General features: G+C 61.5%; 18 protein-coding genes. 9 read left to right on the plus strand and 9 right to left on the minus strand.

The annotated features are described in order from the left end of the window. Window positions 1–44 precede the first annotated feature (44 nt). Window positions 45–3,581 carry a DNA polymerase III subunit alpha gene (gene dnaE, locus ACFRFQ_RS21410; protein WP_378661935.1) on the plus strand — a complete coding sequence of 1,179 codons (3,537 nt, stop codon included), beginning with the start codon at window positions 45–47 and terminating at the stop codon, window positions 3,579–3,581. A gap of 93 nt (window positions 3,582–3,674) precedes the next feature. Here dnaE and ACFRFQ_RS21415 read toward each other — a convergent pair whose 3' ends face one another. Beyond that, a complete protein-coding gene (locus tag ACFRFQ_RS21415; protein WP_378662487.1) occupies window positions 3,675–3,905 on the minus strand; it encodes a hypothetical protein in 231 nt (76 codons plus the stop codon). A gap of 175 nt (window positions 3,906–4,080) precedes the next feature. On the opposite strand from ACFRFQ_RS21415, the gene ACFRFQ_RS21420 reads away from it, so the two are divergent. Continuing rightward, the gene (locus ACFRFQ_RS21420; RefSeq protein WP_378661938.1) at window positions 4,081–4,515 is read left to right on the plus strand and encodes a nitroreductase family deazaflavin-dependent oxidoreductase; all 435 of its coding nucleotides are present in this window, start codon (window positions 4,081–4,083) and stop codon (window positions 4,513–4,515) included. Between the two features lie 67 nt (window positions 4,516–4,582). Beyond that, on the plus strand, window positions 4,583–6,358 hold the full coding sequence (locus ACFRFQ_RS21425) for a pyruvate dehydrogenase (RefSeq protein WP_378661941.1): 1,776 nt from the start codon (window positions 4,583–4,585) through the stop codon (window positions 6,356–6,358). A 1-nt stretch (window position 6,359) separates the two neighbouring features. Here the strand turns inward: ACFRFQ_RS21425 and ACFRFQ_RS21430 are convergent, their stop codons facing one another. Beyond that, window positions 6,360–7,070, minus strand: a complete 711-nt coding sequence (locus ACFRFQ_RS21430) for an IclR family transcriptional regulator (protein WP_378661943.1) — start codon at window positions 7,068–7,070, stop codon at window positions 6,360–6,362. A gap of 65 nt (window positions 7,071–7,135) precedes the next feature. On the opposite strand from ACFRFQ_RS21430, the gene ACFRFQ_RS21435 reads away from it, so the two are divergent. Further along, window positions 7,136–8,383: a phytanoyl-CoA dioxygenase family protein gene (locus ACFRFQ_RS21435; RefSeq protein ID WP_378661947.1), complete on the plus strand. Its 1,248-nt coding sequence runs from the start codon at window positions 7,136–7,138 to the stop codon at window positions 8,381–8,383. A gap of 54 nt (window positions 8,384–8,437) precedes the next feature. Further along, complete coding sequence (gene ilvA / locus ACFRFQ_RS21440; protein ID WP_378661950.1) at window positions 8,438–9,793, plus strand: threonine ammonia-lyase IlvA; 1,356 nt, start codon at window positions 8,438–8,440, stop codon at window positions 9,791–9,793. Between the two features lie 19 nt (window positions 9,794–9,812). Here the strand turns inward: ilvA and ACFRFQ_RS21445 are convergent, their stop codons facing one another. Beyond that, window positions 9,813–10,334 (minus strand): TetR/AcrR family transcriptional regulator, encoded by a 522-nt coding sequence (locus ACFRFQ_RS21445; protein ID WP_378661953.1) that lies wholly within the window; start codon window positions 10,332–10,334, stop codon window positions 9,813–9,815. A gap of 127 nt (window positions 10,335–10,461) precedes the next feature. Here ACFRFQ_RS21445 and ACFRFQ_RS21450 point away from each other — a divergent pair, with 127 nt between their 5' ends. Then, a complete protein-coding gene (locus ACFRFQ_RS21450) occupies window positions 10,462–12,006 on the plus strand; it encodes an MFS transporter (protein WP_378661955.1) in 1,545 nt (514 codons plus the stop codon). A gap of 18 nt (window positions 12,007–12,024) precedes the next feature. Here the strand turns inward: ACFRFQ_RS21450 and treZ are convergent, their stop codons facing one another. Then, window positions 12,025–13,746: a malto-oligosyltrehalose trehalohydrolase gene (treZ, locus tag ACFRFQ_RS21455; protein ID WP_378661958.1), complete on the minus strand. Its 1,722-nt coding sequence runs from the start codon at window positions 13,744–13,746 to the stop codon at window positions 12,025–12,027. A 101-nt stretch (window positions 13,747–13,847) separates the two neighbouring features. Next, complete coding sequence (locus tag ACFRFQ_RS21460) at window positions 13,848–15,839, minus strand: MFS transporter (RefSeq protein ID WP_378661960.1); 1,992 nt, start codon at window positions 15,837–15,839, stop codon at window positions 13,848–13,850. Between the two features lie 167 nt (window positions 15,840–16,006). Here ACFRFQ_RS21460 and ACFRFQ_RS21465 point away from each other — a divergent pair, with 167 nt between their 5' ends. From ACFRFQ_RS21465 to ACFRFQ_RS21475, 3 genes are all read left to right on the plus strand, one after another. Beyond that, entirely contained in the window at window positions 16,007–16,195 is a 189-nt protein-coding gene (locus ACFRFQ_RS21465; RefSeq protein WP_033230977.1) for a DUF1918 domain-containing protein, read from the plus strand. 78 nt (window positions 16,196–16,273) lie between these two features. Continuing rightward, window positions 16,274–16,903 (plus strand): TetR/AcrR family transcriptional regulator, encoded by a 630-nt coding sequence (locus ACFRFQ_RS21470; protein WP_378661963.1) that lies wholly within the window; start codon window positions 16,274–16,276, stop codon window positions 16,901–16,903. Between the two features lie 57 nt (window positions 16,904–16,960). Next, a complete protein-coding gene (locus ACFRFQ_RS21475) occupies window positions 16,961–17,317 on the plus strand; it encodes a PLD nuclease N-terminal domain-containing protein (protein WP_378661966.1) in 357 nt (118 codons plus the stop codon). A gap of 7 nt (window positions 17,318–17,324) precedes the next feature. Here ACFRFQ_RS21475 and ACFRFQ_RS21480 read toward each other — a convergent pair whose 3' ends face one another. The 4 genes from ACFRFQ_RS21480 to glgX all read right to left on the minus strand — a co-directional run bounded on the left by ACFRFQ_RS21480 (window position 17,325) and on the right by glgX (window position 23,893). Further along, entirely contained in the window at window positions 17,325–18,248 is a 924-nt protein-coding gene (locus ACFRFQ_RS21480; RefSeq protein WP_378661968.1) for an NADP-dependent oxidoreductase, read from the minus strand. Window positions 18,249–18,315: 67 nt separating this feature from the next. Then, a complete protein-coding gene (locus ACFRFQ_RS21485; protein WP_378661970.1) occupies window positions 18,316–19,128 on the minus strand; it encodes a mycofactocin-coupled SDR family oxidoreductase in 813 nt (270 codons plus the stop codon). A gap of 83 nt (window positions 19,129–19,211) precedes the next feature. Then, window positions 19,212–21,560, minus strand: a complete 2,349-nt coding sequence (gene treY / locus ACFRFQ_RS21490; RefSeq protein ID WP_378661972.1) for a malto-oligosyltrehalose synthase — start codon at window positions 21,558–21,560, stop codon at window positions 19,212–19,214. A gap of 11 nt (window positions 21,561–21,571) precedes the next feature. Then, window positions 21,572–23,893, minus strand: a complete 2,322-nt coding sequence (glgX, locus tag ACFRFQ_RS21495) for a glycogen debranching protein GlgX (RefSeq protein ID WP_378661975.1) — start codon at window positions 23,891–23,893, stop codon at window positions 21,572–21,574. Window positions 23,894–23,932 lie beyond the last annotated feature (39 nt).

The following is a 23,932-nucleotide window of genomic DNA, read 5'->3' on the forward strand; positions in this document are numbered from 1 at the left end:
GGGCATAGACTCGTCCAAGCTCCCAGACTTTCAGAGAGGCGCACGTGGCTGACTCGTTCGTTCATCTTCACAATCACACCGAGTACTCGATGCTCGACGGCGCGGCCAAGGTCGGCGCCATGTTCGAGGAGGCCGACCGGCTCGGCATGACCGCTGTCGGTATGACCGACCACGGAAACATGTACGGCGCCAGCCAGTTCTACAACGAGGCGGTCAAGGCCGGGATCAAGCCGATTATCGGGATCGAGGCGTACATCGCGCCGGAATCGCGGTTCAACACCAAGCGTGTGTTGTGGGGCGATCGTAGCCAGAAGTCCGACGACGTCTCCGGTAGTGGCGCGTACACGCACATGACGATGGTCGCGGAGAATGCGACGGGTCTGCGCAATCTCTTCAAGTTGTCGTCGCTGGCGTCCATCGAGGGGCAGTTGGGTAAGTGGCCGCGGATGGACGAGGAACTCATCGCCTCGCATGCCGAGGGCATCATCGCCACCACGGGTTGCCCGTCCGGTGAGATCCAGACGCGTCTGCGTCTCGGTCACGATCGCGAGGCCCTCGAGGCTGCCGCGAAGTGGCAGGAGATCTGGGGTCCGGACAATTTCTTCCTCGAGGTGATGGACCACGGTTTGTCGATCGAGCGTCGGGTGCGTGAGGGTTTGCTCAATATCGGTCAGCAGCTCGGCATTCCGCCGCTCGCGACCAATGACTGCCATTACGTGACCAAGGATGCGGCCGAGAACCACGAGGCGCTGCTGTGCATCCAGACCGGTAAAACGCTCTCGGATCCGACGCGGTTCAAGTTCGACGGCGACGGCTACTACCTGAAGTCTGCCGCGGAGATGCGTGCGATCTGGGATGCCGAAGTTCCGGGAGCCTGCGACAACACCGTGGAGATCGGCGAGCGCGTTCAGTCGTACGAGGACGTGTGGAAGTTCCACGACCGGATGCCGATCTTCCCCGTTCCCGAGGGCCACACGCAGCAGACGTTCTTGCGCGCCGAGGTGATGCGCGGACTGGATCGGCGTTTCCCCAGCGGCCCGCCCGAGGAGTACCTCGCGCGTGCCGACTACGAGATCGGCGTCATCAACGAGATGGGCTTCCCGGCCTACTTCCTCGTGGTCGGTGACCTCATCAACCACGCCAAGGAAGTGGGCATCCACGTCGGACCCGGCCGTGGATCCGCGGCCGGTTCATTGGTGGCCTACGCGATGGGAATCACCAACATCGACCCGCTTCCGTACGGTCTGCTGTTCGAGCGATTCCTCAACCCCGAGCGCGTGTCGATGCCTGATATCGATATCGACTTCGATGATCGCCGTCGCGGTGAGATGGTGCGTTACGCCACGGAGAAGTGGGGAGACGACCGCGTCGCTCAGGTCATCACGTTCGGCACCATCAAGACCAAGGCAGCTATCAAGGACTCCGCTCGTGTGCAGTTCGGCAAGCCTGGTTTTGCCATTGCCGACCAGATCACCAAGGCATTGCCGCCGCCGATCATGGCCAAGGACATTTCGGTGTCCGGTATCACTGATCCCAAGCACGAGCGGTACAAGGAAGCGGCCGAGGTTCGCTCACTGATCGACTCCAGCCCGGATGTCGCGAAGATCTACAAGACCGCGGTGGGTCTGGAGGGTCTGATCCGTAACGCGGGTGTGCACGCGTGTGCCGTGATCATGTCGTCCGAGCCGTTGATGGACGCGATTCCGGTGTGGAAGCGTGCGCAGGACGGTGCCATCATCACGGGCTGGGATTACCCGTCGTGTGAGGCCATCGGTCTGCTCAAGATGGACTTCCTGGGTCTGCGAAACCTCACCGTCATCGGCGACACCCTCGAGAACATCAAGGCCAACCGCGGCATCGACATCGATCTCGACACGTTGCCGATGGACGACCCAGCCACGTACGAACTGCTGGCCCGCGGCGACACCCTTGGCGTGTTCCAGCTTGACGGCGGCGGCATGCGTGAGCTTCTGAAACTGATGCAGCCCACCGGTTTCGGCGACATCGTGGCCGCATTGGCGCTGTACCGGCCGGGGCCGATGGGTGTGGACGCCCACATCTCGTACGCCAAGCGCAAGAATGCACTCGAAGAAGTCAGTCCGATTCACCCCGAACTGGAAGAACCGCTCGCGGAGATCCTGTCGGAGACCTACGGCCTGATCATCTATCAGGAGCAGATCATGCAACTGGCGCAGAAGGTCGCCGGGTACACCCTGGGCCAGGCCGACTTGCTGCGCCGCGCCATGGGTAAGAAAAAGCTGTCCGAACTGGAGAAGGCGTACGCCGGTTTCCGTCAGGGCATGTTGGACAACAACTTCAGCGAAGCCGCCATCAAGGCACTGTGGGACACCGTTCTCCCGTTCGCCGGCTACGCGTTCAACAAATCGCACTCCGCCGGCTACGGGCTCGTCTCGTTCTGGACCGCGTACCTCAAGGCGAACTATCCGGCCGAGTACATGGCCGGTCTGCTCACCTCCGTCGGCGACGACAAGGACAAGTCCGCCGTCTATCTCGCCGACTGCCGCAAGATGGGCATTACAGTGCTGCCGCCGGACGTCAACGAGTCGCGGGTCGACTTCGCGACGGTGGGGGAGGACATCCGCTTCGGAATGGGGTCGGTGCGCAACGTCGGCGCCAACGTGGTGGCATCCATCATCAAGGCGCGCACGGAGAAGGGAAAGTTCACCGACTTCTCCGACTATCTCGGCAAGATCGACGCGATGGCGTGCAACAAGAAGGTCACCGAATCGCTTATCAAGGCAGGCGGATTCGACTCTCTCGAACATCCGCGCAAGGGCCTGATGTTGGTACACGCGGACGCCATCGATGCCGTCATGAGCACCAAGAAGGCGGAGGCCATCGGGCAGTTCGACCTGTTCGGCGGGTCCGAAGTGGACGAGTCCATCGCGTCGGTGTTCGATGTTCGGATTCCCGAAGAGGAGTGGGAAACCAAGCATCGTCTTGCGCTCGAACGAGAAATGTTGGGGCTGTACGTTTCCGGGCACCCACTCAACGGCGTCGAACACATTCTCAAGCAGCAGTCCGACACCTCGATCGCCTCGATCCTCGACGGTGGCGTACAAGACGGGGCACAGGTCACGCTGGGCGGCATCATCGCGTCGGTCGATCGCCGAGTGAACAAGAACGGCCTCACGTGGTGCATCGTGCAACTCGAGGATCTGGTCGGCGGTATCGAGGTGCTGTTCTTCCCACAGGCGTACGCCGTCTACGGCATGGACATCGCGGAGGATGCGATCGTGCTGGTCAAGGCGCGGGTATCCATCCGAGATGACCGAATGTCGTTGATCGGCAACGATCTTGCGGTGCCGGATCTTTCGGCTATCGGCGTGGCACGACCGCTCTCGGTGTCGTTGCCGCTGCGTCAATGCACCAAGGACAAGCTGGGTGCGCTCAAGCAGATCCTGACCCGCCACCCCGGAACGTCGGACGTGCATGTCCGATTGATCGGAAGTAACGAGATCACAATGTGGAAGGTCGACGACGTCCTTCGGGTAGAGCCGTCGTCGGCGCTGATGGGCGATCTCAAGGCTCTCCTGGGGCCCGGCTGCCTGGCGGTCTAGCGCTATAGACAAAAAACGTCTCGCTTACCTGGAAGCAGGTAAGCGAGACGTTTTATGTCTGTGCTGGAGATCGGATCGTGCGGAGTGAGAGATTCAGCTGCGGGAGTAGTAGTTTCTGCGAACCCACCACGTAACCACCGCGGCGGCCGCGGCGGTGAGAACGGCCGGCTGCATCGATGTGGTGATCGCGAGGATGGCAACAAAGACGATCAGGCCGATTACCAGCGCCTCGAGTTTGTACAGCGGCCACAGGGTTCCGGCAATGTCGACGCTGTTGTCGGTGGCACGGCGTGACGCGCGAGTATCGAAACCTGCGGTTGTCATGAGGTCACCTGCCGTCTCTGTGGTCATTCTGGGGGTCCGTTCTGGACTTTAAGGGTATCCAGATAGCTGGTTTCGGGCAAGCGAACTTTATTGATGGGCGGCTCACTGTATCGATCAACACACAGTGTGCGTGTTGCGGTGGCCAAGGTCAGACAGTCGGTGTTCACTGGTACCCATGCCAATTACAGGTGAATACGAACCCAGTCCCGCTACGTGGGCGGCAGATCAGGTCGCGCAAATCGAGAACTCCGGTGGCACCGAAGGGAACGAACTCAACGGGATGCCCGTCGTCATCCTCACGACCGTCGGCGCCAAGTCCGGCAAGGTCCGCAAGACGCCGTTGATGCGCGTCGAGCACGACGGGAAATACGCCGTGGTGGCGTCCTTGGGCGGCGCACCCAAGAACCCCGTCTGGTACTACAACGTCAAGGCCAACCCCAATGTCACGTTGCGCGACGCGACGCAGGTCTTCGACATGGTTGCGCGTGAGGTGACGGGAGACGAAAAGGCGATCTGGTGGGAGCGCGCGGTTGAGGCATTCCCCGACTACGCGAACTATCAGAAGAAGACGGACCGAGAGATTCCGGTGTTCGTGCTCGAACCCAAGTAGTTGCTCGAGATACAGGCAGTTCAGAAATGTAGGTAGTTCAGAACCGACGTAGCGTCACGGAGGCCTGATGAGTCCGAAATCTGTTGCAGATCAATTGGTTCGACAGCTCGTGGATGCCGGGGTTTCCCGGATCTACGGCATCGTGGGAGACAGTCTCAATCCTGTGGTGGACGCCGTGCGGCGCACCGGTGGTTCTGCCAAGGGTGGTATCGACTGGATTCATGTTCGTCACGAGGAAGCGGCCGCGTTCGCGGCTGCGGCCGACGCCCAGATCACCGGCGAGTTGGCCGTGTGTGCGGGCTCGTGCGGACCGGGGAATCTGCATTTGATCAACGGACTCTACGACGCACATCGCTCGGGCGCGCCGGTCCTGGCGATAGCGTCGCACATTCCGAGTGCTCAGATCGGTATGGGCTATTTCCAGGAAACCCATCCGGAGCGGATTTTCATCGAGTGTTCGAGCTATACCGAACTGATCAGCACGGCGGCACAAGCGCCGCGTGTAGTCCAGTCGGCAATTACGCATGCGGTTGCCCGGAGTGGTGTGTCCGTGATCGTCCTCCCCGGCGACATCGCGGACTGCCCGGTCGAGGGAGAACCGCCGACGCTGGTCGCGACACGTCGTCCTACATTGGTGCCGGATGCCGGTGACGTGCGCGCACTGGCAGACGTGATCAATGCGTCGCGGAAGGTGGCGATCTTTGCCGGAGCGGGAGTGCGAGGTGCCCGCGACGAAGTGCTCGCACTGGCAGAGGCGGTCGGCGCTCCGATCGGGCACACGCTCCGCGGTAAGGAATGGATTCAGTACGACAATCCCTATGACGTGGGCATGACCGGTCTGCTTGGTTACGGCGCGGCCCACGACGGTATGCACGGTGCCGACTTGTTGCTGCTGATCGGGACAGACTTTCCGTACGACCAGTTTTTGCCGCACACCGTCCGGACAGCACAGATCGATTCTGCCGCAGAGAAATTGGGGCGTCGCACCAGCCTTGATCTGGCGGTCCACGGAGATGTTGCCGCCACACTGGCTGCGTTGATACCCCAGGTGGACCGGAAGTCGGATCGAGTGTTCCTCGACGATATGCTCGAGGTGCACAGATCGTTGATGACCAAAGTTGTCGGGGCGTATACCGATCCCGTGAAGCAGCGCACCCCGATTCACCCCGAGTATGCGGCGTCGATCCTCGACGACCTTGCTGCCGAGGATGCGATCTTCACCGCGGATACGGGCATGTGCAACGTCTGGACGGCGCGCTATCTCAATCCCAACGGATCGCGTCGATTCCTGTCGTCGGCGCTGCATGGTTCCATGGCTAATGCCTTGCCGCACGCGATGGGTGCGCAGTGGGCAAGTCCGGGTCGCCAGGTCATTTCGGTATCCGGTGACGGCGGTCTGTCGATGCTGTTGGGCGAGTTGGTGACAGTGGCGATGTACAAGTTGCCGATCAAAATCGTCGTGTTCAACAACTCCACGCTCGGAATGGTCAAGCTCGAGATGCTGGTGGATGGCCTGCCCGATTTCGGAGTCGACGTTCCTGCCGTGGACTACGCGGGTGTCGCGGCGGCGTTGGGGATCTTCTCCCGGCGGATCGAGAATCCCGCCGACATCGAGTCCGGTGTCCGTGAGGCGCTCGATCACGATGGCCCGGCTTTGGTTGATCTTGTGACGGATCCACTGGCATTGTCGTTGCCGCCCACAATCACCGGTGGTCAGGTCAAGGGCTTTGCCCTCGCGATGTCGAAGATGGTGATGAACGGTGGCGTCGGCGAAGCCGTTCAGATGGCGAAGTCGAATCTACGGAATGTGCCGCGTCCATCGCAGTTCAACCCGAGGGGATAACTCAGCGTCCGGCTTGCCAGGATTCGGCAAGTCGCGCGATCAGTTCGCCGTGTTGCTGCATCAACTCGGATTGAAAGCGGCTGGCCGGTGCGCACAGAACCAAAGCGGCCACAGGTAGGCCGTCGGCCCGCCGTAATGCAGCTCCGACGGCCCGCGTGCCGTCGAATCCCTCGCCGTCGTTCTGGGCCCAGCCGCGTGCTCGGATTTTCGCGAGTGCAGAGTCGGTCAGGCTGGGATCGATGCGCCGCCATGGCTCGAGTGCGTCTGCGGGCAGGTAGGCGGCTATGGCGCGCAGCGCTGAACTGGATCGAGCGGGCATCTCGGTCCCGACGGTTACGGACACTCTGAGAGTCTGTCGGCTTTCGGCGGCTTCGACGATCATCAGGCGATTGCCATCTGGCACCACCAGCATCAACATCTCCCCGGACTGGTCACGAGCTGCCTCGAGTAGGGGGCGGGCGCCTGCTATGAGCGTTGTAGCCGCGGACTCGCGGATGGTGGGAAGCATCGTCGGCGAGATGCACCACCGCCCGTCTTCGGTGCGCTCGAGCCATTGGGCGGAGTGAAGGGTGACCGCCAGGCGATGCGCTGCGCTTTTGTCGATCCCGATTGTCCGCGCGATGTCGCTGACTCCGACTGGCTGCATGCGCGCGATTGTCTCGAACAGGCGGCAAGCGTTGTGGACCGACTGAATTTCCTTGACGGAAGACATGAAACCACCCTAAGGTCACTATATAACACAGTCGTGTTTCAGAGTAACACAACGAGGAGGCGCTGATGGGTACCGATAAGCTGGGAACCGGACTTCCGTGGGTAGAGGCGATCGCAGATTCCTTCCCGCGGTACTCGTTCGACACGTTCCATACGGTCGAGTTGCTTGCGCTGAACACCCGAAACGGGGCGTTGATTGTCGATGACCTGACCGATGTGCCACCGCTGGCGTTCCAAGTAGACGGTCTGACGTTTACGTGGGTCGCTACGGCGGACGGTATCGAGGCAGTCGAAGGCGACAAGAATGCCGAGACGCTTGTCGAAACCGACGAGGCGACGTTCTCCTCATTCCTGCATGAGCTCTTGACGGCGAGTGGGTCGGTCCGCACCGGGCGGGCAAAGGTGGTGCGCGGCACCGTCGCGGGCTGGAAGCGATGGGAACCGGCCACGCGGGCATTGATCTCAGGTCGGCCGATCTACACCGAAGCTGTGTGGGAGACCTTGGTCGACCGTGACGGCAAGCCGCTGGACTTGCTTCGGCGCTTCCCGGTGGACGGTGATCGCGACGAAATGCGCCATTTTCTCGCCACTGCGGGATTTCTGCATGTCAAAAGCGTCTATACATCAGAGGAGATTGCGACGTTCCGCGACGAAGTCGAATTCGTGCGATCAAAGACAACGCCAGGCGACCCCTTCTCGTGGTGGTCCGTCAATGCAGACGGCGAAGAGGTGGTTACTCGCGTCAATTACCTCGGTCGCTATTCGCAAGTGCTGCAAGATCTTTGCTTCGAACCTCGACTGACCGAATGGGCGCGCTTGGGAAACCCGGACTTTCGGGTGTGCGATGACCGTTTGGACGGGCCGATGGTCTTCATCAAATCGTCCGACGTCGTCAAGGGGGACGGCGACCTCGGCTGGCACGTCGACGACGGTATCGGTGGGCATCCGGTGTTGTGTCCACTTATTCAGGGTGGAATTCAGCTCGACTACGCTAATCCGGAGAATGGTCAGCTCATGGTGCTGGCGGGATCGCATCGGTATGCCAATCACTGGCGCAGGTGGGGCGACGAAGGCAACCTACCCGTGGTGAAGCTGGAAACAGAACCCGGCGATCTCACTCTTCATTTTGGCGACGTCATGCACAGCACGCCACCGCCAACCGGCCACGACGCCGGTCGGCGGGCTCTGTATTACAAGTTCTCCGAGGAAAAGACATTCCGATGGGTGCCACCGGGATGCCACTACAACGACGCACTGTTCCGTGCGGATGAGGACGGGACGATGTCAGCGCGCGCGGTCACCCAGCGCGGGTGAGGTGATAGGTGACCGCGGTGGGAACCTTGCGCCCGGACGTGCAAAAATGGCGGAGTGTCTAACTCGCCCGATGTCGTAGCTACCAAGTCCACTCTGCCTGCGCTCGATGCGCGGGAAATCGACGCGGCCATCGAGCGAATTCAGAACGTTATTGCGGCTACACCCTTGCAGTACAGCGAGCGTCTGTCGGAGCTGACCGGTGCCAAGGTCTACCTCAAGCGTGAAGACCTGCAAGGTGTGCGCTCGTACAAGATCCGCGGTGCGTACAACCTCATGTCGCAGCTGACGGAAGCAGAACGTGCGGCCGGTGCCGTCACGGCCAGCGCCGGAAATCATGCACAGGGTGTTGCGTACGCATGTCGCACCATGGAGATTCACGGGCGGATCTACGTTCCGGCTAACACCCCGAAGCAGAAGCGTGACCGTATCCGCGCTCACGGCGGCGATTTTGTCGAACTCTTCATGGTGGGTGAAACGTACGACGCGGCTGCTGCCGCTGCGGCCGAGGATGTTGCCAGGACCGGCGCCACGATGGTTCCGCCGTTCGACGATGTGCGTACCGCTGCGGGGCAGGGGACCATTGCCGCGGAAATCCTGAATCAATTGGATGCCCCTCTCGACGCGATTGTTGTTCCCGTTGGCGGCGGTGGGTGCATCGCCGGCATTGCCACGTACTTGCACGAGCGTTCGCCGAAGACGTCGATTGTGGGTATCGAACCTTCCGGTGCGGCGTCCATGACAGCCGCACTGGTTGCCGGCGCTCCCGTGACGCTGCCGGTAGTCGATCCGTTTGTGGACGGCGCTGCGGTCAAGCGGATCGGTGACGTTCCGTTCGAGGTGGTGTCGAGGCTCGGCGCTGCTGTGGTTTCGCATGCGTCGTTGCCGTTGGTTGCCAAGCAGTTGGCCGCGATTCCGGGAACCGGATCGTTTGTCGTGAACCAGATCGACGAAGGCGCCATCTGCACGGCCATGCTCGAGATCTATCAGAACGAGGGCATCATCGCCGAACCTGCGGGAGCGCTTTCCGTTGCGGCCCTTCAGAATTTGACGCTCGAACCCGGTTCCACCGTGGTGTGCTTGATCTCGGGCGGTAACAACGACGTGTCCCGCTACGGCGAGATCCTCGAGCGATCACTGGTGCATCTGGGGCTCAAGCACTATTTCCTGGTCGACTTCCCGCAGGAGCCGGGCGCGTTGCGCCGTTTCCTGTCCGAGGTGCTGGGTCCCGATGACGACATCGCGTTGTTCGAGTACGTGAAGCGCAACAACCGGGAGACCGGCGCTGCACTTGTCGGTATCGAGCTGGGTTCCGCTGACGGGTTGGCGTCGTTGCTCGAGCGGATGGAGCGTGCCCCGATGCAGTCCGAGCGACTGGAGCCGGGAAGCCCGGCCTATCGCTATCTGACGTAGTTCCTCGTGCGCCGGGTGGTCACGGCAGTAGACGCTCGACCACCTGGCGATGGAGTTCGGGATCGGGCTGGGGGAGTCCGAGCATCGCCGCGAGGTAGAGGCCGTCGCCGACAAGGCGGACGATCTCGGCTTGAACGGGGTCGGAGATTTCCGTCTGTAGACCTTTGTCCCAGCTCCGCATCACCTCGGTGACAGCCTTCTGGATTTCGTCGTGCTGCCCGTCGACGGTGCGAAGGGCAGCGATGATCGAACGGAACAGGCCTAAGTCTTCGTCTTCGTTTGCATCCGGAATGTGTAGATAGAACTCTGTCACCGACGTGCCCCCCGCAACGGCGTCGGCAAGCTGCTGATCGGAGCGTTCACCGAGTCGCCGAATCATGGCTGCGAGGAGAGCTTCCTTACTGGGGAAGTGGTACAGCAGCCCGCCCTTGGATACTCCTGCCTGCGCGGCGACTGCCTCGAGGGTTACCTGGGCGACCCCGTTGACCAGCAGTAACTTCTCCAGGGCGTCGAGAATGCGATCGCGTGTGCCTTCAGCCATGTGATGAAACTGTACCGGGAAATAACTTTACCGCCCAGACGGTTCACTGTTAGTGTCAACACCACTGTACCGGCTGGACGGTTCAGTGAAATTCGTAGTCGATTCACGGAAAGTTGCGAGAAGAGCCATGTCAGTGTCAGCAGATCACACGTCTGCACTCAATCCCGAGGATGTTCGGGCAACAAAACGTGACTGGGCAGGACTGGTGGTCCTGGCCTTTGCCGTGTTGCTCATCGCGGTCGACGGCACGGTGCTCGATCTTGCGCTGCCGTTCATCAGCGCGGACCTCGAACCGAGCAGCACCCAGTTGCTGTGGATCATCGACGTCTATTCGTTCGTCCTTGCCGGTCTCCTGATCACAATGGGTACGCTCGGCGACCGGATCGGGCGTCGAAAGCTTTTGCTGATCGGTGCTGTCGGATTCGGCCTGGCCTCGATCATCGCGGCCGTCTCGACCAGCCCGGAAATGTTGATCGGTGCCCGAGTGCTGCAAGGCATTTCAGGTGCGACGCTCATGCCCGCCACGCTGGGTCTGATCCGCACCATCTTCGTCAACCCTCGCCAGCGCACCGAAGCCATCGGCGTCTGGGGCGCGATGGCCGGCGGTGGTACGGCTGCCGGTCCGCTGATCGGTGGCTGGATGCTCGAGCATTTCTGGTGGGGTTCGGTGTTCCTCATCAACATTCCCGTCATGATCGCGCTGGTCGTCCTCGGCCCGATTCTGATTCCCGAGTCCAAGGACCCCAACCCCGGCCGATTCGATCTGATCAGTGCCGCATTGTCGATGGCAACCATGCTGCCGCTGGTCTACGCCGTCAAGGAATCTGTGGTGCACGGTATCGACCTCACGATGCTGGGAATCGCTGCATTCGGTCTAGCCGCAGGTGTCGCGTTCGTCCGGCGCCAGCGGAGCTTGAAGGATCCGATGCTGGATCTGAAGCTGTTCTCCAACGCGGCCTTCACCACGGCGGTTCTGACAAACCTGCTGTCGATCTTCGCGCTCGCCGGTGTGCTGTTCTTCGGTTCGCAGTACCTGCAGTTGGTTCTCGGTAACGGCGCCTTCGACGCTGGTCTGCTCATGCTGCCCGGCATGTTGCTCAGCGCCTTCACCGCCGTCGCCGCAGCCTGGCTGGTTCGGCGTTGGACGGTCATGCAGGTGCTCAGTGCGGGCCTGATCATCGCCGGTGTCGGTGCGGCCATGCTGCTGGCACTCGGTGTCGACAGTGGTCCGGTGATGTTCGTGATCGGCTTCGGTCTGGTCGGCGCCGGTGTGGGTATTGCGCTGACGCTCACCTCCGACCTGGTGGTCAGCTCAGTGGAACCGGAACGTGCCGGCGCCGCCTCGGCGGTATCGGAAACCGCGTACGAACTGGGAATCGCGCTCGGCGTGGCGATCCTCGGCAGTGTGGTCATGGCGATCTTCCGCAAGGGAATCGACACGTCGATGCTCGACGCGGATCAGGCACATGCGGCGCAGGGCACGCTGGGCGGCGCCATTGCGGAAGCTGCACATCTTCCGGGCGAAGCGAGTTCGGTGCTCGTCGATTCCGCGAAGGCGGCGTTTGTCGACGGCATGCATGTAGCCACCGGTGCGACTGCGCTCGTGTTGTTCATCTGTGCGGCGCTGGTTCTGCGGATGTTGCGCAGTACACCAGAGAACGCGAAGCGTTAACGCATGAAGCAGCGTTAGTCAGGTTTCCAGAACGACAAACGAATAGCCGGGCACCACTGTTGCGGACGCGGTCTCGTCCTGTGTCGGTCGATCCCACCAGAGTATGGGGGTTCCACCGGCCGGGACGCGGGCCGCGTCCGGTCCCAGATTGCAGACGACCTGTATTGTTCCGCGGCGCAGCGTTATCCAGCGCTTGTCCTCGTCGTAGTCGACATGCACATGCCCGAGCCACGGGTCGGTGATGTCACTTCGGCTCTTGCGTAACGCAATCAGATCGCGGTAGCACTCCAGGATTCGATTGTGCGGCAGCGCGGTGAGTTCGTCCCAGTTCAGTTTTGATCTCAGGAATGTCTGGGGGTCTTGCGGATCCGGGATGTCGTCGGTGTCCCAACCGTGAGCCGCGAACTCCGCTTTGCGTCCTTTGGCGGTTGCCTCGCCCAGTTCGGGCTCCGGATGTGAGGTGAAGAACTGGAAAGGTGTTGACGCACCCCATTCTTCGCCCATGAAGAGCATCGGAGTGTAGGGGGAGAGCAACACGAGTGCAGCTTTGACTGCCAATTGTCCTGGTGTCAGGTAGGCACTCGGACGGTCGCCGAGCGCACGATTGCCGATCTGGTCGTGAGTACACGTGTAGGCCAGCAGCGAGCTTGCCGGTTGATATGCGATGTCGATGGGGCGGCCGTGGACTCGTCCGCGGAACGACGAGTACGTTCCCGCGTGAAAGAAGCCGAGCCGCAACGTGGTCGCGAGCGATTCCAGTGAACCGAAGTCCGCGTAGTACCCCTGACGTTCACCGGAGACTGCAGTGTGGATTGCGTGGTGAATGTCGTCGTCCCACTGCGCGTTCAGGCCGAAACCTCCCGTCGAACGCGCCGTGATCAGGGTGGCGTCGTTGAGGTCGCTCTCGGCGATCAGCGTCAACGGCCGGCCGAGATGGGCGGACAGTGTTTCGGTACGGACGGCAAGTTCCTCGAGAATGTGGGTGCCGGTGTGATCGACCAGTGCGTGAACGGCGTCGAGGCGGAGGCCGTCGATGTGGAAATTACGCATCCACCGCAGAGCGTTCTCGATGATGTACTCGCGTACTTCACCGGACTGTGGACCACCGATGTTGATGGTGCGTCCCCAGGTGTTTGCGCCGTCGGTGAGGTAGGGGCCAAACCGTTCGAGATAGTTTCCGGACGGACCGAGGTGGTTGTAGACAACGTCCAGCAGGACTCCGAGTCCACGCTGATGCGCTGCATTCACCAAGCGCTGCAATCCGTCCGGGCCGCCGTACGCCTCGTGGACCGTGTACCAGAGTACGCCGTCGTAACCCCAGTTGTGGGTTCCGTTGAAGCCGTTCACCGGCATGATTTCCACGAAGCCGATTCCCAGATTCACCAGGTGATCGAGGCGTTCGATCGCGGCGTCGAATGTTCCCTCGGGAGTGAAGGTTCCGATGTGGAGTTCGTATACCGACGAGCCCGCGAGTTGACGTCCGGTCCAGCCGGCATCGGACCATGCCGCGTCGTCGAGGGCGTGCAGTTGTGAGCGTTCGTGAACCCCGTCAGGTTGGCGCGGGGAACGCGGATCGGGAAGCGTGTCGCCGTCGACGACAAAGCCGTACCGAGCATCCTCAGCACAGTCGACGGTCGTGCGCCACCAACCATCGGTATCGCGTGTCATCGCGTGAACTATGCCGTCGACGTCGACCTGTACTGATTCCGGAGTGGGCGCCCAGACCTCGAAAGTGTGCACGGCATCAGCATGCCTGGTTTTGCGCTGCTGCGCCGTGCCTGAGTGCACCCAACCCGGTCGCAGATGGCGGGATGCGACCGGGCGAGGTGACTTGTGTGCATTCAGGACCGGGTAAGCGCGAACGCCGGATCCAGCGGCACATCGAAGTCCACGGACGTCGATTGTGCGATCACGGCAATCTGTCTCGCTTGCGAACCCGCGCCGTCGTCGGCGAGTGCAGTGAGGATGTATCGCCCTGACGAGGGGAGTGCAATTCCGTAGCGTCCGGCGTGGTCGGTGATGGTGGACGCCACGAATTCGCCGGTCGGTTTGGTCAACGTGACAACGGTTCCCGAAGTCGGGACGCCGGCAATGGTGACCTGTCCGGAGATGGTGAGCCGCTCGCCCAGCGTCACGGTATGTGTTGATTCCGCACCATCGAACCGCACGACCTGCGACGTCGGAGACCATCCGTCGGCACTGGTCACCACGAGGTAGCGGCCGGGCTCGGGCAACGCCAGCGAGAAGATTCCTTCGTTGTCGGCGCGGCTCCAGTCCACGGGCGCCCCGGTCATGTCCATGACGGTCACGACGGCTTGTTTCACCGAACGGCCGTCAGCGCGGATCACATTCCCCGCCACGACGATGTCAGTGTCGGTGGACGTAATTTCGAAGCCCTCGGGTGTGACAGGACGTACTGCCGATTCGGGCTTGGCGCCGTAGCGCGGAATGAATGCTGCTGCGACAAGTGCGGCAACAGCAGCGAGAGCCGCGAGCCAGAATATGTTCTTGAATGCGCCGAGCGACGGTAGGCCGGCGCCGGGACCGGACGGGATCACCAGCGCGGTCAGCATCGCGGCAACCACGGCGCTCGACATTGAGGTACCCACGGACCGCAGAAGCGAGTTGAGTCCGTTCGCCGACGCGGTTTCCGTGATGGGCACTGACCGCATGATCAGCATCGGCATCGCGGAGTAGGCGATGGCTGTGCCGATGCTGACAATGGCGGCACTGATTACGATCAGCGCAATCGAACCAGTCAGGAATACGCGGGCTACGTACGCTCCCGCGAGTACGACCGCGCCGACCATCAGCGTTGTCTTTGCTCCGAATCGTTTGGTGATTTTCGCGGACACCGGCGCGAAGACCACCATTGCGAGACCCGCTGGGATCATGCAGATTCCGGCTGCCATCACGCCGAGTTCGAAGCCGTAGCCGGAGATTTTCGGCATCTGCAGTTGCTGCGTCGTCGACAGGTTATTGGCGTACATGGAGAAACCGACCATGACCGACGCGAGGTTGGTCAGCAGGACCGGACGTTTGGCCGAGGTTCGCAGGTCGACCATAGGTTGTGTGACGCGAAGCTCGTAGGGGAACCACAGTGCCAATACCGCGAAGCCGAGAACGAACATCAGGATCGTCGGCTCGCTGGTCCAACCCCACCTCGCTCCCTTGGAGACGGCTAGGAGGAGTGCTGCCAGAGCAACGGACAGCATGACCGCGCCCAGGAAATCGAATTTTCCGCGGGTGCGCACGCTGGATTCGGGAATGACAAGCGCAACAGTGACTATCAGCAGCGCGCCGACAGCAGCGGAGAGCCAGAATATCGCTTCCCACCCGAACTGCTCGTAGATCAATCCTGCTAGCGGGAGCCCTAACGCGGCGCCGATTCCGAGGGTGGCGCTCATCAATGCCGTCGCGGATGCGACCTTGTCCTTAGGCAACTCGTCTCGCATGATGCTGATTCCGATGGGAATCATCGAGATGGCAAATCCCTGCAATCCGCGTCCGATGAGCAGTGTCACAAACGTGCCACCGGCAGCCGCGATCACAGATCCGAGGACGATCATCGTCATCGAGATCAGCATCATTCGGCGTTTTCCGAACATGTCCGCCAGACGCGACACGATGGGTGTTGATATCGCACTCGTCAGTAGCGTGATGGTGACGAGCCATGACGCGTTGTCGGAACTGACTCCGAGAATCTTCGGAAAATCAGGCAGAAGCGGGATGAACATCGTCTGCTGTAGAGCGATGACAGTTCCGGAGAGGCAGAGGACTCCGGTGATGAGTCCGCTGGAACGGCGGGCTTCAGGGGCCGAGTGCAGAGCCAAGGTGGGGCCTTCCTCGACGAGGTGAATAGGTGTTCACCAGTGAGTGAATCACTCCTCGCCGACGCTACGCAATCCCCTGTGGATTTTGTCACAGGGGCGTGGATGGGTTATTCGGCGACGCGGTGGGGAACACGAATTGTGAGTATTCGTCGGAGGGAGGAATTCACATGCATGCCCAGGTAGGTGATCGTCTACATGTGCAGGGTCGAGTAGTGGGTCAGCCCGAGACGTCGGCAGAAGTGATCGAAGTGCACGGCGAGAACGGCGCGCCGCCGTATCTTGTGCGTTATGACGACGGTCACGAAGTTCTAGTGTTCCCTGGCAGTGACGGATGGATCGATCATCCGAAGAAGTAGTCTCTGACCTGCAACTACTTTCTTTGCATTCGCAGTGCATTGAATGCAGCTGCCAGAGGGTGCCGCTAGAGTTCTGCTGTGATCGAGAAGCGGCACTATCAATCGAAGGTTCGAGATGACGCGGCCCGTCGCACTCGTGAATTGATCCGAGATGCCGGGGCCGCGCTTTTTGTCGACAAAGGCTATGTGAGCGCGACTGCCAAGGACATCGCCCACGCAGCTGGTGTTGCTCCCCGCACTGTTTTCACAGCTTTCCCCGGCGGCAAACTCGAGATCTTCGAGGCCGCATTCAGCCATGCGCTCGAGGCGGAGTCTGTCGACAGCACTGCGTCCGTGCACCGTGATCACTCCGATCCCGACGACGTTCGCAGGCTGGTCGCGCAGATCGTCGAGCAGAGCATCGGACTTCTCGAACGCGCCGGTCCGCTCATGATGACGGCGATCCAGTCATCGGGGGCGGACGCTGACATGCGGCGACTGGCCGCGGAATCCTCGGAACAGTCCTTTGCGAACGCCACGTCGATTGCGGAAGGTCTGGCCGAGCACGGATTGCTGCGCACCGACATTTCGGTGGACAAGGCATCCGGCGTTCTGGCGGCCCTGGTTTCGCCGCACGTACATCAGCAATTGCGGTCGATCGGAGGATGGAATGTCGGCGACTATCGGGAGTGGCTCGAATTCGCGATTCGCACCAATCTAATGTACTAATTGGTCTGTTTTAGCTAGCATTGCGAGAGTTTCTCGAACCTGGGAGGGAAATCCAGCGTGCCTTACGCATTGTTCGGACTCATCACGATGCTGTTGTGGATCTTCTGCATCGTGGACGCCATCACCCGCGACGATGCATACATCCAGCACCTACCCAAGGTGGTCTGGATTCTTGTGATCATCTTCCTGCCGACGCTCGGGTCGGTGCTGTGGCTGATCGTCGGACGTGGACACAACGCTCCGGCGGGGTACGTCGGATCGACCGGGTACGGCGAATACGAACGGCCGGGCCGGGCCGTTGCCGCCGATCCGGCCGCCGACGAAGAATTCCTGAGACAGTGCCGTGCGCGTGCGGAGGAGCAGCGACGGATCGCGAAGCAGCAGCGCGGTGACGGCACTGTCGGCGGAGTCTGACCGGTCCTTACGGGATCAGGATGAACTTGCCGGCCGGGTGCGAACTCTGAAGTTCGGCGTGAGCCTGGGCGGCCTCGGCCAAGGGAAAAGTCTTGGCGATCTTCACGTTCAAGCGTCCGGCTCCGGCGAGTTCGACGAGTTCGGCACGAGCTTTCAGCCTGGCCTGGGCACTCTGCGGATTTCCGCCACCGACGGCATTGAATCCGTCGGATTCTGCTCGTCCGAACGCCACGATTGTGACGATTCGGCTCTTGTCGGCAACCAGGGCCAGGGACACGTCGACGGCTTCGTCGGTGCCCGCAGTGTCGAAGGCGGCGTCCACCGAACCCAGTTCCCGAACGCGGGATTCGAGCCCGTCGCCGTAGAGCACCGGCGTCGCTCCCAAGGAACGGACATACTCCTGATTGGATGCGCCGGCGGTTCCGATTACCGTTGCACCGCGAGCGACGGCCAGTTGCACGGCAAGTGATCCGACACCGCCAGATGCGCCGTGAATCAACACGGTCTCACCCGCGCTGACGCGGATTGTATCGAGTGCATCGACGGCAGTGCCGCCGACAAGCAGAAGTCCGGCTGCTTGCTCCCAGCTCAGGGATGCCGGTTTTGCCGTAACGGACGAGACCGGGACCACGACCTGCTCGGAGTACAAGCCGTTTCCCGGACTTACGATCACCTCGTCGCCGACGGCAACACCCGTGACATCGGGGCCGATCGCGGACACGACCCCAGCGGCCTCACCGCCGAGATGTATCGGCAGCTTGCTCGGATCGGTGCCGAAGGCGCCGCTGTAGAGCTTGTAGTCGAAGGGATTGACGCCAATTGCTTTGACGTCGACGCGTACTTCTCCGCGCGCCGGCGACGGAACCTCCACGTCGATCAGCTTCAGAACGTCGGGGCTTCCGTATTTCTGCGCTACCACTGTTTTGGTCATGTGTGGCGCAACGAGTCTCGGGGGAACGGTATTCCCCGAGACCCGTCGCATCCGTGGACGGAATCGATCAGCGAAGCAGCGTACCCAGATCGAGTGGCATGGCGATGCCGGTGATGTGGTGGGCCTCGTCCGATCCGAGGAACGCGACCGCAGCGGCGATGTCTTCGGGCTGGCTGACCGGATCGGGCAGTGTCTGCATGAAGATCGGCCCGAGTGTGTGAGCGTGTTCCGCGATGAGGGGCTGCATATCCGTCATCTGCATTCCGGTGGCGACGCCATGCGGGTGGATGGTGTTGACCCGAATGTTGTACTGCCCCAACTCGGATGCCATGGTCTTCGCGAGACCGGTGATGCCGTGCTTGCTGGCGACGTAGTGGCCGAGGAACGGAAGTCCGCGCAGACCGGCCACGGAACTCGTGAAGATGATCGAGCCGCCGGTGCCCTGCTTGATCAGATGCGGAATTGCTGCCTTCGCGGTGTAGAAGACGCCCGTGAGGTTGACGTCCAAGGTTTCCTGCCACTGCTCGGGTGTGATCTCCCAGGACATGTTGGCGGAACAGATTCCGGCATTGGCAACTACGACGTCGAGGCGGCCGAGTTCGGCGATGCCGGCATTGAGTGCTGCTGAGAGAGCGTCGAAGTCGCGGACATCGGTCTTGGTGGCGACAATTCGACGGTCGAGGGCTTTGACCAGTTCGACGGTCTCGGCGAGGTCGTCTTCGGTTGCTCCGGTGTACGACGTGGAATCGAATTGGACGCACGCGTCGACGGCGATGATGTCGGCACCTTCCTCGGCGAGCCGAACTGCTTCGGCGCGGCCCTGGCCGCGAGCGGCTCCCGTGATGAATGCGACCTTGCCGGTGTAGCGACCTGTGGACATAGTGTGCAACCTCTCGATGGTCCTGTTGAGCTGGTACCGAGAAAGTTAGCGTGGGAAAGTGTGTTGTAGGACACGTAGCCCGCTCACCGGAATGAGCGAATCAGCAGAGCAGTAGGACCGGCGCGGAAGATATCGCTTGCACGCTGTGACACGACTGCTGTGCCGGTCGCGATGTCAGTCCAGCGGCCCTCCGGGAGCGCTACGACTGTCTCGCCCCAGCCGTGGTCGGCAAGGACCATCGAATGCCGCGTGGCCAGCGCGACAACCGCAGGTTGCCCGCCTTCGGGTCCGCGCGAAAACCCGACGACATGCCCGGAACTTTCGCCCGCTGCCAGAACCGGGAGGTAGGTGCCGCCGACAAACCAGTCGGGGTTCTCTCGTCGCAATGCCAGGGCGGCGCGAACCAGTTGGAGTTTTGCCGCGCCGGTGGCATCGACGGACGTAGCGGGATTGTCGAGCAGTGCGCGACGGATATCGAAGTCGACCAATCTGCGGTTGTCCGGGTCGACGAGCGAATCTTCCCAGAGCTCGGTGCCCTGGTAGACGTCCGGAATTCCAGGGCCGCAGATCTGAAGCAGTTTCTGTCCCAACGAGTCCGACCATGCGTGGTGGACGATCCGGGAGACCAGTTGTCTGATCGACGCGGCGACCGGGCCGTCGATGACGTTGTCGATCCACGTGTGAACAGCGGTCTCGAACTCCGAGTCCGGAGAATTCCACGTGGTCGCAAGCGCCGCTTCGCGAATTGCCTTCTCGGCGTACGCGTGCAGGCGCGAGCGGAAGTCTGGTGCAGGTTCACCCACCGGCCAGACACCGACGATGTTCTGCCACAGGAACAATCCCGTCATCGGTTCGGGGCTGGGCTCGACGTTTTCCCAGTCCTGCACCAGCCTCGACCACAGGGCCGGCGTCTGAGACAGGACGTTGATCCGAGCGCGGACGTCCTCGCCGCGTTTGGTGTCGTGTGTGGACAGTGAGGTCATGGCTGCGGGCCACAGACGAGCCCGATCGGAATTGGCCAGGTGGAACTCGGCGACCGAGACGGAGAACGCGGCGGGATTGCCCCCGACTTCTTGCCGCGAGATCAATCGCGCAGTGCGGTAGAACAATCGGTCCTCGACGGATTTCGCCATGACTGCGCCGCACACCTGTTGGAAGCGCACTGCCGCCTCGCCGCCACCGGACAGTGCCTGTGCCACGGCGTTGAAGGCTTCTTCGTGGCCAGGAGCCAGTTCGTGGATTCCACCGACAATCCGAGCAGTCAACCCGGCAAGAGGGCTGTAGTCGGAGCGGTACACCGGCATCCGTGCGATGGCGACCACAACCGCGTCGTTGAGCGCCTTGTCGCTGCAGCGGGTAGTCGTTTCGGTACGAATAGCCCGCACCAGGCGTCGGATTTCAGGCGCGAGTTCACCGCGGGCCGTCTCGCGTTTGAACTGACGTTCCGTGTGATGTAGCCAGGTGCTGTCGCCGTCGTTACCGGTCAAGGCGCCGGACAGTTCGGAAAGCTGGTCCTCGCCACTGGGATCGACAAATACTCCGCCCAGTTGGTTCAGAGCGTCGTACCCGGTAGTACCGTCGACGGGCAGTAGCGGATCGAGCGGCTCGTTGTGCCCGAGAATCTTCTCGATCACGATCCACTGATCCGGTCCCAGCAACGAACGAAGGCGTTTGAGATAGTCCGCCGGATCGGCAAGTCCATCGGGATGATCGATCCGAACCCCGTCGATCAAACCCTCGTCGACCCACGATTTCAGCTCACGGTGGCAGAGTTCGAAAACTCGGGGATCTTCTTGGCGCAACGCCGCGAGTTCGTTGACGGCAAAAAATCTGCGGTAGGTGATGATTCCCGCGTCCCACGGAACAAGCCGGTACGACTGACGGGCATGGATTTCCCGAGCAGATCCGGTGCCGGTTCCCGCGGCGATGGGGAACCGGTGTTCGTAGAAAGCGAGAAGTGGTGTCCCGGTGGCGTTGTCGACGGTCAGTGTGTCGAGATCAGCGGCCTTCCCCAACACCGGGAGAGCCAACTTTCCGTCCGCGCCGTTGTCGCTTTCCCAATCGATGTCGAAGAAGTCTGCGTACGCAGATTCCTGTCCGTAGGTGAGAACATCCCACCACCAGGTATTTTCGTGGGGTTTGGCCACTCCGACGTGATTGGGCACCAGATCGACGATCAATCCCATGCCGTGTTCTCGGCAGACCCCCGACAGAGTGACCAGTGCGTCTCGGCCACCGAGACCCTCGGCGACGGTGGTGGGGTCGGTGACGTCGTATCCGTGTGTCGATCCGGACGTTGCGGTCAGGATGGGGGAGAGATAGAGATGCGAAACTCCCAGAGCGTCAAGGTAATCGACGATGCCGGCAGCGTCGTGCAGTGTGAAAGCGTCGGGCCGCAGTTGCAGGCGGTACGTGCTGGTGATCGGCGCCATCGTTCTTCTCCTCAGGCTGTTCTGCGAAGGACCATCAATGCACGAGCCCGGACGTCGAGCACTGTTCCGGCTTTGATGACGACATCACTTTCGCCGGTGGGCACCGAGGTGTCGAGCACCACCGTCCACTCCGCCGCGTAGTCGGAATCAGGTGTCGAAAATTCCATATCTTCGTAGTGGGCGTTGAAACACAGCAGGAACGAATCACCGACAACACGCTCGCCGCGGTAGTTAGGCTCGGGGATAGCTTCGCCGTTGAGGAACACAGCCAACGATTTTCCGAAGCCGCTGTCCCAGTCCGCCGGTGTCATTTCCTCGCCGGCGGGAGTGAGCCACGCGATGTCGCGGCTCTGATCTCCACTGCGAATGGGCCGTCCCTCGAAGAATCGTCGACGCCGGAACACAGGGTTCTTGGCGCGCAACGAGATAGCCCGCTTGGTGAATTCGACAAGGTCGGCGTTGGTCTCCGCCAGTGACCAGTCCATCCAGGACAGTTCGGAGTCCTGACAGTAGACGTTGTTGTTGCCCAGCTGAGTTCGGCCCATCTCGTCGCCGTGTGCGAGCATCGGGGTGCCCTGGCTCAGCATCAAGGTGGCAAGAATATTGCGACTCTGACGCGCCCGGAGTTCGAGGATCTCAGGATCGTCGGTGGGGCCTTCGACACCGCAATTCCAGGATCGATTGTGCGATTCGCCGTCGTTGTTGTCCTCGCCGTTGGCCTCGTTGTGCTTCTCGTTGTACGAGACGAGGTCGTGGAGAGTGAAACCGTCGTGGGCGATGACAAAATTGATGCTGGCGCCGGGACGTCGACCGGTTGCTTCGTACAGATCGGACGATCCGGTGAGCCTGGAAGCGAATTCGCCGAGTGTCGCCGGCTCACCGCGCCAGTAGTCACGAACCGTGTCGCGGTACTTGCCGTTCCATTCGGTCCACAGTCCGGGGAAGTTACCGACCTGGTAGCCGCCTTCCCCGATGTCCCACGGCTCGGCAATCAGTTTGACCTGACTGACAACCGGATCTTGTTGCACCAGATCGAAGAACGCGGACAGCCGGTCGACGTCGTGCAGTTCGCGAGCCAGTGTGGATGCGAGGTCGAAGCGGAATCCGTCGACGTGCATTTCGGTGACCCAGTAACGCAGCGAGTCCATGATGAGTTGCAACGTGTGCGGATGGCGCGCATTGAGGCTGTTACCGGTGCCGGTGTAGTCCATGTAGTGAGCGCCGTCGCCGTCGACCAGGCGATAGTATGCAGCATTGTCGATGCCGCGGAAACAGATGGTGGGCCCCAGGTGGTTACCTTCTGCGGTGTGGTTGTAGACGACGTCGAGGATCACCTCGATGCCGGCCTGATGGAAACTGCGCACCATCGCCTTGAACTCCGCCACTGCTGCATCGGGTTTGGTGGCCGACGAGTAGTCGGTGTGCGGCGCAAGGAATCCGAAGGTGTTGTATCCCCAGTAGTTTCGCAGTCCCTGGTCGAGGAGAACCTGATCGTGCATGAATTGGTGTACCGGCATCAGTTCGATGGCCGTGACTCCGAGGTTGGTCAGGTGGTCGATGACGACCGGATGCGCCAGGCCGGCATAGGTTCCGCGCAGCTCCTCCGGAATTCCGGGGTGCGCCGCTGTCATGCCTTTGACGTGTGCCTCGTAGATCACGGTCTCGTGATACGGACGCCCTGGTGATCGATCCGACGCCCAGTCGAAGAACGGATTTATCACGACCGTGGACATCGTGTGGCCGAGTGAATCATGCTGTGGGAAAGACAGTGTCGCGGGTTCGTCGACCAACTCGTCGTCGTCGACCGCAGTGACTTCGATTGCAGTGTCATCGGTGTCGTCGGGTGTTTCCTCGACACTGGTTTCCGGGGACCCGGTTTTTTCGACCTCGGCTTCTTCGGCAACCGTCGTCTCGGGTGTGGGTTCTTCGGGTTCAGCTATGTCGGCCGCGTCGATGTCGTAGGAGAACAGCGAACGATCACCGTCGAAGTCGCCGGCAAAGGCCTTGCCGTACGGGTCGAGCAACAACTTGCTGGGGTCACAGCGCAATCCGGCCGACGGATCGTACGGACCGTGCACCCGGTAGCCATAGCGCTGGCCGGGAGATACCGAGGGCAGATAGGCGTGCCAGACGTATCCGTCCACTTCGTCCATCCGGATTCGGGTTTCGGTTCCGTCCTTGGCGATCAGGCATAGCTCGACGGCGTCGGCCACTTCGGAGAACAGTGAGAAGTTGGTGCCTGCGCCGTCGTACGTCGCGCCAAGAGGGTATGCGCTGCCCGGCCACACGGCGATCGGTGTGCTGGCAGGTTTGTCTGTCGGCGACTGCTCCATGAACGAACCCTATCGCCCACGTCGGACACCCTCCTGTCG

The organism is Rhodococcus sp. NPDC056743 (genome assembly GCF_042790355.1).
In the GTDB taxonomy this organism is placed as follows: Bacteria; Actinomycetota; Actinomycetes; order Mycobacteriales; family Mycobacteriaceae; genus Rhodococcus_F.

Excerpts from the sequence above, each read along its gene's own strand:
- ACFRFQ_RS21430 (WP_378661943.1), bottom strand. The coding sequence starts at position 7,070 with ATGTCTTCCGTCAAGGAAATTCAGTCGGTCCACAACGCTTGCCGCCTG.
- ACFRFQ_RS21450 (WP_378661955.1), top strand. The coding sequence starts at position 10,462 with ATGTCAGTGTCAGCAGATCACACGTCTGCACTCAATCCCGAGGATGTT.
- ACFRFQ_RS21480 (WP_378661968.1), bottom strand. The coding sequence starts at position 18,248 with ATGACCAAAACAGTGGTAGCGCAGAAATACGGAAGCCCCGACGTTCTG.
- ACFRFQ_RS21465 (WP_033230977.1), top strand. The coding sequence starts at position 16,007 with ATGCATGCCCAGGTAGGTGATCGTCTACATGTGCAGGGTCGAGTAGTG.
- glgX (WP_378661975.1), bottom strand. The coding sequence starts at position 23,893 with ATGGAGCAGTCGCCGACAGACAAACCTGCCAGCACACCGATCGCCGTG.
- ACFRFQ_RS21485 (WP_378661970.1), bottom strand. The coding sequence starts at position 19,128 with ATGTCCACAGGTCGCTACACCGGCAAGGTCGCATTCATCACGGGAGCC.
- ACFRFQ_RS21415 (WP_378662487.1), bottom strand. The coding sequence starts at position 3,905 with ATGACAACCGCAGGTTTCGATACTCGCGCGTCACGCCGTGCCACCGAC.
- ACFRFQ_RS21420 (WP_378661938.1), top strand. The coding sequence starts at position 4,081 with ATGCCAATTACAGGTGAATACGAACCCAGTCCCGCTACGTGGGCGGCA.
- ACFRFQ_RS21425 (WP_378661941.1), top strand. The coding sequence starts at position 4,583 with ATGAGTCCGAAATCTGTTGCAGATCAATTGGTTCGACAGCTCGTGGAT.
- ACFRFQ_RS21445 (WP_378661953.1), bottom strand. The coding sequence starts at position 10,334 with ATGGCTGAAGGCACACGCGATCGCATTCTCGACGCCCTGGAGAAGTTA.
- treY (WP_378661972.1), bottom strand. The coding sequence starts at position 21,560 with ATGGCGCCGATCACCAGCACGTACCGCCTGCAACTGCGGCCCGACGCT.
- ACFRFQ_RS21435 (WP_378661947.1), top strand. The coding sequence starts at position 7,136 with ATGGGTACCGATAAGCTGGGAACCGGACTTCCGTGGGTAGAGGCGATC.